The following is a 13,781-nucleotide window of genomic DNA, read 5'->3' as shown; positions in this document are numbered from 1 at the left end:
ACTGATTATGAAACTGAAACTGCTAAGTATTCTTTTTGTTGCTATGCTCACAATTCCATTGGCTTCGGCTACGGGAAATTATGTAACTCCCACAAAAGAGCAAGTCACCCAGACAATGTTCGATTACAACCTCAGCAACCAAAATAATTCCTACCAACTAGCCTGCGAAATCGGTCAATATGTTTCAGAAGAATATAGTTGGAACTGTGATATCAGAGAACTTAATTTCACAAAACATGCTCCTATTTATATCAATGTCTTCTATCCAGCAGCCAATAATAAAAAAGGATATGAGGCATATTATGGCTGGTTCGGACCCCAAAGGAAGGAAGTAATAGCCTTTAATAACAAGAATAAAACCATGTCGTATAGAGACTGGGGATCTACCAGGAAGTTTGACTGTGGAATTACAGGGGTTACCAGTTATAACATTGTGAAAAGTTACTTTGGGAACACATCTGAACAGACAACCGACCCTGTACCGCCAGATTCGGAAAGTACGCAGCCTGTCGAGAAGAATGACTCAGGAGCACAAAACATTGTAAATGGATCTACCAATACTGTGAATAATCAAGGTATTATCGGCACTATAGAACAGTACTGGTTTGATTTTAAGAATGCAAATTTGTCGAATATAACTTTTAATTTTTTTGGGGGTAATTAAAGCCCCTTTCCTTTTTTGGTGAAAATTCTTTCAAGTACTTTCATTTCTTTGTGCCTGTTATCCTAAGAATTTCATGTGTGTTTTGATGAAAATATTTTGAAATTGGCTTGATATTGAGTTTCTGGCTTTGTAAAAAATAGCTGCTGCAATTTTATTTAGTTTGTATTGTCTATTGAAATTACTATAATTATTCAATGGGAAAACAAGGACTAAAAAACTCAACGATGTGTCTTGTCCTGATCAAAATTGTAAATTTTATTATATCACTGGAAAAGGAGACATCATTGGCAGCGATACGTATCAAATCAAGAACAAGAGAGTTGGCAAATATATCTGCCTTGAATGTGGTAGAGTGTTCAATGATCGAACAGGTACTTTATTTGATAATTTTTGTAAAAGTGAATTCATTAATTACTAAGAGCATGTCTTAAAATTCAATTTGATTCTACAAGTAGGCAATTGAAACCTCAACTTAGAATAAGGTCATAAATTTTCAGAAAATAAGGCCACATTAATAGATATAATCACGCAATGTAAGCGAATGTAATTCATCAGAATGTTTAAGTTCAAGAAGATATGTATTAATATTCTTTATTTCGTCAACTTTTACTTCGTATTTATAACGAACTTCTTTTGCTTCATAGAATTTTACCACATATCCTTTATCTAGATAATTCTCTTTAACTGTATTATAAACAAGTTCTGCATTTTCATATTTTATTTTCATGCCAAAAATAATCCCTTGTAAGCTCTCTTTTTGATATTTTATAATTCCCTTTTCAAACATCTCTTCAGAAAGTAGTCTTTTATCAGAGTCTGGATCTAAGATAATTCTGAACTCTTGTTCATAATTCCAAAATAATAGTTTGTCTAATAAAACTTCATGCATTTTAATTTTCATATCTTCATCAAACAAATTTATTGGCTCTGGTACATTTTTATGGTAACCTACTCTTTGAAAATAAATGTTGGCAAACTGACTATTTGGAGTACCAATTGGTAAACAATATTCATTATTCACCTTTACAGACTTGAAACATAGGCAAATACCTTTATGGTAATCTGCATAATGACTCCACATCAGGATATCATCACATACTTCACTAAAACAACAAATCTTTGGGTAAAGTACATAAAGTACATCGCCATGAAGATTTTTTTTCCCATCTTCAATAAATAATTTCCTATAATCGATTTTAATTATCCCATTATGTTCTTCATACATTTCTTTATTAATCTCATCAATATTAATCCCAGTTTTTTCGTAGATCTCTTCCTTTGTTCCTTCATAAAAGCAGTAAATCCTAGAATCGAACGGATCATTAAAATTACTTGGATAATCAAAATATAATTGGTTATTGGCTAGATTGATAATTGTGGAACTATTATTCCCTTCTTTAAGACTTCTATACTTATAGAATAATTTGTTGTAAACCATTTTAATCGTAAAAATATTGAAAATTAATTACTTAAGGTTTATCAATAGAATTGTCTGTTATTCTGTTGTATTCCTAATTCTGGTATGTATTATTTCATATACATACCAGAAGGTCAATCTATACTATATTTTCAGACAATTAACGGTGTAGGATTCTGATATTAGAACCATCTATAATCCAATTGTATAATTGATTTGAATTTTAAGACAGGCTCTAAGGGTAAATGGACATAAACAGAATTGTTAAATTATAGGTCCTTTAAAATATCAACTAATTAATATGGAAGTACCAATTTTCATCAAAAGAAAGTTTTGGAACTGAGTCATCAAGGAGGTATAAAAAATTAAAAAGAATTCACAAATTGTAATTACAATTAGCCGCCAGCTAGGGAGTGGGGGAGCGTACATCGGGCAGGAACTCGCTAAAAAATTGGATATTTATTATTTGGATCGCGAAATCATTAGACTGGCTGCTAAAAAACTTTCAGTATTAGAAGATGAATTGGAATCCCTTGATGAAAGAAAACTGTCTTTTTGGGAATCGTTTTTACAATCAGGCGGATATATTAGCTCTTCTGTGTATATACCACCGCCTATTTTTACTCCAACAGATCGAGAGCTTTTTAAAACTGAAGCAGAAATCATGAAAAACGTCGTTAATGAACGTTCAGCGGTAATTATAGGAAGATGTGGCTCTCATATCTTACATGCCTACCCTAATCATACCAGCATATTTTTACATGCGGACATTGATTTCCGTAAAAAGCGTATTGAAAAGTTATACAATGTCTCGCAAGAAGAGGCCAGTAAAATGATTACTAAAAGCGATAGCGAAAGGGCTCGTTATCACCATATGCTTACAGGAAAGGAATGGACTGATGCAAGGCAGTATAATCTTTCAATAGATACAAGTAAAATAGGAGTAGATAATTGCGTGCAGTTTATTTTGCAATACCTTGAATTAGTGTAATAGACTATACCAGTCCTAATTATACCAGTCCTAATTATACCAGTCTTAGACGATACAAATCCTGGACGATACAAATCCTGGACGATACAAATCCTGTTTTTTGTGTCTCAAAAAAGAGACTTTTTATTATTTTCTGGCTTTTCCTTTACTCACACCAACCCACGGAAGATAATCCTTGAGGTCGCGGTAGACACCGCAAATATTGCAATTGAAATTGGGAGCATACAGGCCAGGTCGTATTTCAACTGCGTCCTGTCTCCTCCATATTCCACCGAACCTGCAAAATGAGTAAGGATAGAGCTGATCAGGACAATGTAAACCCCTATTGCAAGCAGGAAATGGTCAGGAGGAATTGACTGGGAAAAAGCAGCCTGCCCGATTTCTACTGGCATTCCTGACATATCGGCAGGAATTCGGTTTACTCTTTCGGCTACCTGGCTAAGGATTTTCGTAATAACCTCAGACAGGGCAAGGGTAATTCCTGCAATAAGTGGAGCAAAAATCACAGCTGTAGAGCGCATGGTTGAAGTGACGTCGTAAAGGGAGCGCCGGATTCGTTCTTCGACTGTCCCGAGCTCTTTGAGATGGTCTGCAAGCTTTATAATCGAGGCGCCTGCAGCTTCATGGTTTTTGTGGACACTTTCCGTAAAAAGGAGCATTGTGTTCCGGATTCTTTCTGAATATACGTGCCTGAAGGCTCCGAAATCTTCATCAAAAATTGCGGCTTTGAGATTTGTCCGCATACTGAGCAGGTTCATTGAAATTTCCTGAAAAGCTTCCCCGATTTTTGAGCCTTCCATAGTCCTGGCAGTGTGAGCAAAAGCTTCTTCCGGGGCCTTTCCTTCCGAGATTCTCCTCCCGAGCACAAAAAGGGAATCTGAAAATTCTTGTTCCATCTTTTTTATCCGATCTCTTATTTTCTTATAAGGAACAGCCGAGAAATAAAGGTAAACAGAAATCCCGACTGTTCCGCCCAGAATTAACGGGAGTGTAGGTGAAAAATATCCTTCAAGGGGCGCGGTTGCTACTATTCCTCCCGGGTTTCCTAACCTCAGCAGGAGATATCCTAAAGGCGCTATAAGGCAGAATACCAGGACTGAGAGCGTAAAAGCAAAGCGTTTCTTTTGCTTGATATCTACAAGGTCAGGGTGGGAATCCGGAATTTGCCTGAGAGTAAAAGCAACCGGCCTCTGCATAAGAATATACTCGGAGTATAGGGCAGCAAGAGCCGGAAAAATCAGGTCGTAGAGAAAGATTAGGTCCATTATTTCAGGTTTCATCCCTACAACTGTAACCGCAGGCAGGAGAGCTACAAGGGCAAGCGGGATCAGGATGAAAATCGAGTAGAGAATATAACTTGGTGTCTTCAGCTTTGCTGCAAAGGCGTCCATAAGGCTTTCCGTGCCTTCGAGACTTATGTCCAGGGAACGGTTCAGGGTTATAACCCTCTGAGCTTCGTCAGGTTCGGCAGTTGAACTCTTTATAAGGTGAAGGGAACGCTTGAAGTATTCACTATTCCTTCCCCACAGGTCGGCAAAAGAAAGAAGAGCGTCATCCATGCTGCTGTAAATCCTGAGGTTCAGGTCCCAGGCCAATTTTCTAAGGTCCTTTGCAAGCGGCCTCTCGGAATTCCTGGCTGCAAAAAGCACGGCGTGTTCCAGGTTAGGAACAAGTTTCATAGACATGACTATATAACTCAGGATCTCAGGAATGTCTCCAAGAGACGAGATTTTCATAAACCCTGCCCTGAGCTTCACATACTCGCTAAGGTAAAAGAGTGCAAGCAGGGGAATGATAAAAGTAAGAATTCCCATTATAGTAAGCACTCTGACATCAAAACTTCTTGACATAATCAAGAAAAGGTCTACCATTGCCAGCAGGATTAAAGTTGCAAAGGTTCCCACATAAGAAAAGAGCACAGTTTCAAAGGCTTCAAGGTCATAACCAGTAAACCTGAGGGCATCCCTGTACTCCCGGCTTACACTCTTTTCACAGCGCCTTCGGAAGGCTGAAGGGTCAGGGACAACCCATATCCATTGCCTTGCTGTGATTTTACAGGCTTGCACATACCAGTTGCTCTCCTCTTCCATATTTCTCCCTCTGACAACTTTTCTCTCTAACAACTTCTCTCTGACAATTATTTTCCTATACCCTGACCTTTTCTGGCAAAATTCTCAAACCAGATCTCCCACTGCCTGTAAAGCATATCCAGATCATCCCTGCAGTCGGACTCCAGATTATCTGCAAGATTGTTTGTATTGTTATTTAGAGAGTTATTTACAGAATTATTCACAAGGTTATCTGCAGAATTATTTGCAAAATTTCCCACGGGATTATTTACAGGATTACTTGCGTATTCATCCCCGAACGACCTACTTTTCGTCATACAGTTTGAAAGCAGCCAGAACATGTTGTTTGCCTGGCTAACGGCTTCGGCTTCCAGCAGGAAAGGTTTCTTCAGTCCTTCAACTGCGATTTTTTCTTTTATCCTCGCCCGAAGCTCGATACTTTTTAAGGCCCTGTCTATGGAAATCCCCCATTTCCTGGCAATCTTTTCTATAAGTTCGGACTGTCCCTGCTCCAGAGCTTTTCCTGCGAGCAAGCAGTCCTGAGATGCATCATACTTCATTATATCCGTAAAGATATCCGAGGGCTGGGGATTTTCGATTACTGCACTGGTGGTTTCTGCAATACGGCTCACTCGCTTTAGCTTTTTCATGCTGCCCTCAAGCCTTATGCCTGAGCAGATAATTACGGCATCCGTTGCTTTAAAAGAGGACGGAGGAACCCCAAGTGTATGCACGATTCTCTCGTATACGTTTTCCGTGGACGAGCCGTGAATGGTTCCAATAACCGAGTTTCCTGCCTTTCCAACCTGCATGGCTTCGTAGAGCACTTTTACTTCCTCCCCTCGGACTTCTCCAAGCACCAGGGCGGAATTTCCAAGGCGCAGAGCTGCTCGAAGTGCTGTTTCAGGGCTCATCTCGGCACCTGATTTCAAAACCGAGGACTGCGAACTCATTCCCTGAACCTTCCAGCCCAGGACCTGAAGCTTCTCGATAGGGAGCTCATGGGTATCTTCGATTGTAAGAATCCTGTACTTCTGCGGAATCTCAAGCAGCATGGCAGACAGCAGGGAGGTTTTTCCGGCTCCGACTTCTCCTGCGACCAGGACTGAAGCCTGCCCGTCCATAAGGAAACTTAAAAGCCCGGCTGCATATGGAGAAACCGAACCTGTATTGATCAGTTTAGGCAGGGTCCAGGGTGAAAGGGAATGTTTTCGGAAGGCGTAGGCAAGCCCGCTTGCACTGAGTGGATCTCCGATTACCGAAACTCTTACCCCAAAATCCTCAAGGTTAAGCTCCAGCACAGGAATAGCTTCTCCAAATGGCCTGCCACTGATGATCCTGAACCTGGAGACCAGGGAATCGAGGTCGTCTTGCGAAAGAAAAACATTACTTACACACTCCTCTCCCTCCAGCACAACGTGGACAGGATTTTTGTCGGCAGGGGCATTGATATACACGTCTGTAATCCTGGCATCAGAAAGAAGGTCTTCAACTATCCCTAGCCCGTTCGTATACCTTGCAAGCAGGTCGGCATAGCTTTCCAGTTCGTCAGGACTGCAGACTTTCCCGCTTGCTAGCAGTTCTTCTTCCAGAAGCTTTTTTGCCATGCGCCGGAAATATTCCCTTGCTACGACCGGATCTGTAAAGGCAAGGTCTTTTGGCCTGTGCCGGATCATTCGCATTCGGACTTTTTCAAGTAGCCTGAGGTCTTCCTCCCTGAGATTATACTCTGGAGGCCTGATCATGTAAAGTTTTTCCGGCCTGTCAATGTAACGATAAATCGAAACTTCAAGCCTCCTGCCTTCCCTGCCGTCTATATCGTAGCACTCAAGGAATTCAGTATTTTCAGGCGCGTCTGCATAGACTCTTGAGCTGGAAAAAGGGGGTCGAACATGGGGCTTAATGCTGCTTTCGTAGTCGAAAAGTTCACCTACAGCGCATTCACTTTTCTCCATTTTTTCCTTCCAGATTGCCCTTGCCAGAAACGGAAAATGTCTGGAGATTTCTGCCAGGGTTACTTCTCCCGACGTGTCCTTTATAAGGTTCCCTTCCATTTTTTCGAGTGTATTTTCAATCGTCTTCCCAATTCCTTTTTCGGAATTTTCTACCGTCCCTCTAATTTCGGATTTTTTAATAACAGGAACTTCAGGAAAGCCGGATAGTTTTTCTTCAATTTCATAAAGCATATGATAAAAACGCTCGGAGCAAGCTTTGCAAATTGGAAGGGTTTCCGAACCCTTTACTGGAATTTTTTCTGAAATTTTATTAAGGGTTTTTCCTGTAACTTTTCCTGTAACTTTTCCTGTAACTTTCCTTGTATCCCTGTTTGAAGTTTTATTCAGCATTTTTCCCTGAATAAATCGCTTCATTTCCAGCCTGGCTTTTAAGGGATCGTTTTCTACGGTTTTAGCAAAAGAAGCAATTATCTCTTTTCTTTCCAGCTCGCAGGCTTTCTTTTCGGACAAAGTACAGTCTCCAGGTACTTTTTCCGCGCTTTCATACGCTGTTACGATCTCCTCAAAACCTGCAAGAGTATAAAGTAAAAACAGGGCTTCTCCTTCGTAGTCTCGCTCATATAGCCTTGAGAGTACCAGACAGTCAGCTTTAACCTCTTTTTGCAGGATGCTGAGAATATTTTTTCTGCAGTGTATATCGTTAAGGGAAGACCCCGAATCACATTCCCTGCAATTGATAATGATGGTTTTCCGGTTTTTAGTCTGCTTTATCCGGTAAGAGCAGGTTTCTTCGTCTTTTTTATCCGGTACAGAAAGACTGCCATAATTAAGGGCATTGACAGCATCCTGAAGTTTTGCCTTTATATTCAAATCAAACCCCCGTTTCCCTATCAACTTCTTAATTTATCTTTAAGTGTATTAAGTTTTTTCGACAGATCGGAAAATAGGGCTATTAATTTATTGGCGAAGTTGTACTCGAGCAGAGATTATGATTTGGGGAGAATATGATTTGGGGAGAATATGATTTGGAGAAACTATGATTTGGGAAGAATATGATTTGGGAAAACTATGATTTGGATTTTCATTCACAATAAATACCTTACCCGGAGATCTGTGTTTTAATAATATTGTAAAAGTTAGGAAACCGGACAATTATGAGAGATTAAAGGTTTAGAAAATAGATTGAGTATTAAGACAGTCCGAAAAACCGACTGTCTCAAGTTGTTAACTGGTATATATTTATTATACCTTTAACAGTTAAATCCACTGCAAGAGCAGCAAGCAAAAGTCCCATCAGCCTTGTAAAGACCAGCATCCCATTATATCCTATAAGCTTGTGAATACCCCTTGAGAAATGGAAGATGTAATAGCAGATAATGAACGTCAGTATGATTGATACAAGAATTATTACTTTTTGCACAATTGCTTCTGTTCCTCCCATCAGGACAATCACTGTACTGATCGTACCGGGTCCTGTCAGGAGTGGAAGGCTTATCGGGAATATCCAGATATCTTCTCTTTCCTGAGAGCGAGAAATCTCTTCTTCAGTAATCCTCCCCTTTGAGATTTTAGCATGCATCATATCAAAAGCAATGCTGAAAAGCAGGATTCCTCCTGCAACCCGCAGCGAATCCACGCTAATGCTGAACAGGTTAAGTATGATATTTCCTGCAATTGCAAAAAAGAGGGCAATTACGCACGCAAGTATGACTGACTTTTTTGCGATTTCGTTTTTTTCCTCATCCATCACCTTACTGGTCAAAGAGATGAAAGTTACCACTCCGCTTATAGGATTGACAACAACGAAGATAATTGTGAAAACGTGAATTAAAAACCCGAAGTTTTCGGTTATCACTTATTTCCCCTGCGCGTTTTCATGTAATTTGTTTATATAATTTTTTCTTTTATACTATTTCCGGTTGTATCTCCAGGTTATTGAGCAGGAACTCTAAAAGTTATTCATTTGTCATCGGTTAAGGAATTTTCTTGCCTGAAAACTATCGATTTTACATTAGAAACCGGCCTTAAATTTTGGCCTGTTTACATGAAATCGATACCTTGTCCCAGCGCACAGTCTGTTAATATATTTAATAAGTGCTATAGAAATTGACTCAATTGAAACAATTATCATGATTTTTCACTTAACCGAAAACGCATGAACAAGGATACAAAAATAATACAAAAATATCACTAGAAACCGTACCAGAAAACAAAAATTTCACAAAAACAAAAATTTCATAAAAGATTAAAAGGCCCGATAAAAAGGCCTTACTAAAGAAATTTCAAAAATTTGTTTCTGCACATCTAAGTACGTGCTTCATAAGCATGGCAATTGTAAGAGGTCCTACGCCTCCAGGGACAGGAGTAATGAGGGATGCCTTCTTGACCACATTTTCGAAGTCTACATCTCCATATACGCCATCTTTTTCCTTGGTAATACCCACGTCAAAGATTACTACTCCTTCCTTTACCATGTCGGCTTTAATAAGGTGTTTGACTCCAGTCGCAACCACCAGAATATCTGCATCAAGAGTGTATTTGTTAAGGTCATCTGTAAATACATGGCAAACCGAAACTGTTGCATTCCGGTTAAGAAACATTGCTGCCAATGGTTTTCCGACAACATTGCTGTGCCCGACAATAACCACGTTTTTACCCTTGATAGGCACATTATACTCTTCAAGCGCCCGGATAACTCCATGCGGAGTACAGGGAACAAGCCCTTCATCACCGATCATTAGCTTTCCCATGTTGTAGGGATGAAAGCCATCAGCATCTTTCTCAGGGGCTATGGCTTCCATTGCTTCCTGAGGGAAGAGGTGTCTCGGAAGTGGAAGTTGAAGCAGAATTCCGTGAACATTCTTATCTTTGTTAAGGGTATTGATCAAGGAGATAAGTTCCTCCTGACTGGTTTCTGCCGGAAGAAAGTGGTCTTCTGCTCGAATGCCCACACGTTCACAGGCTCTGTGCTTCAGGCGGACATACATTTTGGAAGCAGGGTCGTCGCCAACAAGGACGGTAGCAAGTCCAGGCGTAACTCCCCGGCCACTTACAAGAGCTTCAACTCCAGATGCCACTTCAGCTTCAATTTGCTTTGCAAGAACTTTCCCATCTATGATTCGTGATTCATACCCTTCATCTAACATTGGTAAAACATCCCACTTCTTCGATTAACAATAAACCGGGAACCTTGAACAGAGTTCTCTGACCTTATCACTTGTTTCCGACAGGATCTTCTCGTTTTCTGAGTTTGTGATTGCGGTCTCAATATAATCGGCAATTAATTCCATTTCCGTTTCCTTCATACCCCTTGTGGTACAGGCAGGGGTTCCAAGCCTTACACCGCTTGTGATAAAGGGACTGCGGGTCTCAAAGGGCACCGTGTTTTTGTTTGCAATAATCCCGGATTTGCTCAGGGCGGCTTCTGCATCCTTACCTGTTATATTCATATTATTGAGATTGACAAGCATAAGATGATTATCCGTGTCGCCAGAGACCATATCAAAACCCTTCTCTTTCAGGCATTTACAGAGGGTTTTTGCGTTCTTTACGGTCTGAATCTGATCCTGTTTGAACTTCTCACTCATTGCCTCTTTAAATGCTACTGCTTTTCCAGCTATAATGTGCATGAGAGGTCCACCCTGAAGGCCGGGGAAAACCGCTTTGTTAATTCCGGTCGAAAGTTCTTCTGTCCTGGAAATAATAATTCCGCCTCTTGGACCCCGGAGGGTTTTGTGAGTTGTGCTGGTAACGAAGTCCGCATAAGGTACAGGACTCTGGTGCACACCTGCAACTACAAGCCCTGCAATGTGAGCGATATCTGCAAGCAGATAGGCTCCGACCTCGTCAGCAATTTCGCGGAATTGCTTGAAATCGATTTCACGAGGATAGGCTGAAGCCCCGCAAACAATCATTTGCGGTTTGTTTTCCTTTGCTTTTTTCAGAAGTTCGGAATAGTCCAGCATCTCAGTCTTTTTACTGACTCCGTAAGGCACAATATTAAAGAGCTTTCCGGAAAAACTCACAGGACTGCCGTGAGAAAGATGTCCGCCGTGAGAGAGATCCATGGACATGATGGTGTCTCCGGGATGCAAAACCGAGAAATAGACAGCCATATTAGCTCCAGAACCTGAGTGAGGCTGGACGTTTACGTAATTTGCATTAAAGATTTTCTTTGCCCTGGCAATTGCGAGGTCCTCGGCAATGTCCACGAAATCGCAGCCGCCATAGTACCGTTTGCCGGAATATCCTTCGGCATATTTATTGGTCAGAATAGATCCCTGAGCTTCCATAACGGCTTTACTCGCATAATTTTCAGATGCGATAAGGTTCAGTTTATATTCCTGGCGCTCAGCTTCTTTCTTTATAGCCTCGAACAATTCTGGATCAATTTTTTCAATATAAGACATTACTGTCACCTGTAACCTATTCCTTTAAAATCTTTCAAAATCAAGAGTTTTTGTGGCTTGGATTGATGGGTTGATTAATGCTAACATGTGCGTGTATACAGGAGCTACCTTCCAGATTGGATACTTACTCAAGAGGCCGGCGTTCAGCGATAAAACCGCCGAATAATTGGGAGTGTAATTAAACAGACTCTATAACCTTCCTGATGGGTTTTTCGTTCTGAAGTTTCAAAACTTTCGGCAAAAAGCTCCTGAATATCTTGAAGATAGGAGATTTCGAAACCTGAAAAGCCCTTATGGTCTATATGGTTTCGTGGAATACCTATAAGGTTGGAATATTTATAACTATCAGGGATTAAAGAAGTTATTAATCGGTAAAATCTGTTCCGGTTTTATATGATCTTAAGCATTTGCTCAAGTACCGGTTACTACGTTTCTACCCTCAATTTTAAGTTTACCCTCGGTAAAAAGCCTGATTGCTTCAGGGTAAATAACATGTTCCTGCTCCAGAATTCTGGCAGTAAGGGTTTCTTCTGTATCCCCGGTAAGCACAGGCACGCACTTCTGGAGGATTATTGGCCCTGAGTCAAGCCCTTCGTCAACAAAATGCACTGTACAACCTGCAACTTTTACCCCGTATTCGAAAGCCTGCTTCTGGGCGTGAAGCCCTTTGAAGGCTGGAAGAAGAGAAGGATGGATGTTCATAATCCTGTTCCTGTAGGCCTTAATTATCTCATTTCCTAAAATCCGGAAGTAGCCTGCAAGCAAAAGAAGATCCGTATCATACTGGCTTAAGACATTCAGGATAGCCTTATCATATTCATCCCGGCCATACTCGCCCGGATCAAGGAAAACTGCGTTTATTCCGTGATTTCTTGCACGTTCGAGCGCGTAAGCATTTGCCTTATTGGAAATAACCACATTAATAGTAGCATTCTTTATGTAACCCTTATCAATGCTGTCCATAACCGCCTGGAGATTCGAACCCCTTCCAGAAACCAGCACTGCAATTTTTACAGTCATCGAAGCTTTTAGATTGAAACAGTGCTATATTAGGGTTTTGGAACAACCGTTGCGCCGGTTGATCACGCCGATAGGGTTCGGGGATAAGGTGCTCAAATTCAAAAGTTGTTCGGGGTTTTCGGTCAAGCCTTTTTTGAAAAGGGTTGCGGGCAAACAGTTTTTTGAAAAAGTATGGGACGCGGGCGGCGAGAATTTGGCTTTTACTTTTCTTCGTGAGTTTCTCTACGTTCCTCTATAAAGGTAAGGAGTTCCTGAGAATCGCTTATTTTGTCAAGTTCTTTTTTCTCGATCATAACCGTGTTTTCTACGGATTTTATTTTTGAGTGCCCGTTGATGATGAATACGGATTGGGTCTCAGTGACGCAGGAAATACTGCTCATTAAATGAGCCCTTTTGACCACGGTCGTATTGAATTCACTGACTCCTGTAAGGATAACTGAGGATTCGTCCCGTGAAATGGCCTTGAAAGGAGCCTGGGCAGTATGAAGGACGTCATAGCCAAGCATGGAAATTGTGTTAAGGATCAAATCTTCCGGTAAAAGCGTATAGGGTTTTTCCTGGGTTTCGGTCCTGGATTCTGCTTTCTTCCGGGGCTTCCTGCTCCCGCAGGATTTCAGAATATTTATGGGCCTTGCAAGCTCAACCCCAAAGATATCCTCTAGCTGGAGTACGACATCTATTGACGCATCCATGCCTTCTTCTTCATATTTGCTGATAGTTCTCCTCGAAACCCCTACCATGGAAGCAAGTGTCCCAAGAGACATTGACTGACCCATCCTGGCTTTTTTTAGGATATCTCCTTCTATGGAGACATACAGCCCACCCGGAGCTGCTGAAACGAGAGGAGGAACATTTTCAATAAAGTAGTCATAAAGAGTCTGTACGTTCAGGGCAAGAATATCATAACGCATGTACACAACGCTATCTTCAAGCATCTGGTCTCTGGTCTTTGCGCCCACGACAATAGCAGAGCCTCCAAGGTATTCGGCAAGGTACTTCATCTCCCTGGCAGTTTCTTCATTCAGGCCGTCAATGTTAAATAAAACCTTGCAAAGTAATAGTGTTTCATCTTTCCGTGCGGCAACGTCAAAGCTCCTCGGACGAATATTGCAGCGATCGGAAAGTGCAAAACCTGCATGTGAAAATACATCGATAATTTGATGTATGAGAACCTCTTTTGTCATTCCAGTATCAATCTCTGTTTGAACATCTATATATACTTTTCTTTACTTTTGACAATCCTCACAGTGCAAAAA

General features: G+C 40.9%; 10 protein-coding genes. 2 read left to right on the top strand and 8 right to left on the bottom strand.

The window, feature by feature from the left end; all coding sequences use genetic code 11:
* Positions 1 to 7: 7 nt before the first annotated feature.
* Entirely contained in the window at positions 8 to 664 is a 657-nt protein-coding gene (locus tag MSVAZ_RS05625; RefSeq protein ID WP_048119099.1) for a hypothetical protein, read from the top strand.
* Between the two features lie 511 nt (positions 665 to 1,175).
* On the opposite strand, the gene MSVAZ_RS05620 is transcribed toward MSVAZ_RS05625, so the two are convergent.
* Positions 1,176 to 2,102: a DUF2971 domain-containing protein gene (locus MSVAZ_RS05620; protein WP_048119097.1), complete on the bottom strand. Its 927-nt coding sequence runs from the start codon at positions 2,100 to 2,102 to the stop codon at positions 1,176 to 1,178.
* Between the two features lie 343 nt (positions 2,103 to 2,445).
* On the opposite strand from MSVAZ_RS05620, the gene MSVAZ_RS05615 reads away from it, so the two are divergent.
* Complete coding sequence (locus MSVAZ_RS05615) at positions 2,446 to 3,072, top strand: cytidylate kinase-like family protein (protein ID WP_048119095.1); 627 nt, start codon at positions 2,446 to 2,448, stop codon at positions 3,070 to 3,072.
* Between the two features lie 149 nt (positions 3,073 to 3,221).
* On the opposite strand, the gene MSVAZ_RS05610 is transcribed toward MSVAZ_RS05615, so the two are convergent.
* From MSVAZ_RS05610 to MSVAZ_RS05580, 7 genes are all read right to left on the bottom strand, one after another.
* Positions 3,222 to 5,162 carry a hypothetical protein gene (locus tag MSVAZ_RS05610; RefSeq protein WP_048119093.1) on the bottom strand — a complete coding sequence of 647 codons (1,941 nt, stop codon included), beginning with the start codon at positions 5,160 to 5,162 and terminating at the stop codon, positions 3,222 to 3,224.
* Between the two features lie 47 nt (positions 5,163 to 5,209).
* Entirely contained in the window at positions 5,210 to 7,966 is a 2,757-nt protein-coding gene (locus tag MSVAZ_RS05605) for a type II/IV secretion system ATPase subunit (protein ID WP_048119090.1), read from the bottom strand.
* 346 nt (positions 7,967 to 8,312) lie between these two features.
* Positions 8,313 to 8,951, bottom strand: a complete 639-nt coding sequence (locus MSVAZ_RS05600) for a MarC family protein (protein ID WP_048119088.1) — start codon at positions 8,949 to 8,951, stop codon at positions 8,313 to 8,315.
* Between the two features lie 427 nt (positions 8,952 to 9,378).
* A complete protein-coding gene (locus MSVAZ_RS05595; protein WP_048119085.1) occupies positions 9,379 to 10,242 on the bottom strand; it encodes a bifunctional methylenetetrahydrofolate dehydrogenase/methenyltetrahydrofolate cyclohydrolase in 864 nt (287 codons plus the stop codon).
* Between the two features lie 24 nt (positions 10,243 to 10,266).
* On the bottom strand, positions 10,267 to 11,505 hold the full coding sequence (glyA, locus tag MSVAZ_RS05590) for a bifunctional serine hydroxymethyltransferase/L-allo-threonine aldolase (protein WP_048119084.1): 1,239 nt from the start codon (positions 11,503 to 11,505) through the stop codon (positions 10,267 to 10,269).
* A 411-nt stretch (positions 11,506 to 11,916) separates the two neighbouring features.
* On the bottom strand, positions 11,917 to 12,525 hold the full coding sequence (purN, locus tag MSVAZ_RS05585; RefSeq protein WP_048119081.1) for a phosphoribosylglycinamide formyltransferase: 609 nt from the start codon (positions 12,523 to 12,525) through the stop codon (positions 11,917 to 11,919).
* A 200-nt stretch (positions 12,526 to 12,725) separates the two neighbouring features.
* Entirely contained in the window at positions 12,726 to 13,709 is a 984-nt protein-coding gene (locus tag MSVAZ_RS05580) for a transcriptional regulator (protein WP_048119079.1), read from the bottom strand.
* Positions 13,710 to 13,781 lie beyond the last annotated feature (72 nt).

It is taken from the genome of Methanosarcina vacuolata Z-761, from assembly GCF_000969905.1.
Lineage (GTDB): Archaea > Halobacteriota > Methanosarcinia > Methanosarcinales > Methanosarcinaceae > Methanosarcina > Methanosarcina vacuolata.
This window is presented reverse-complemented; position numbering and strand designations above follow the sequence as displayed.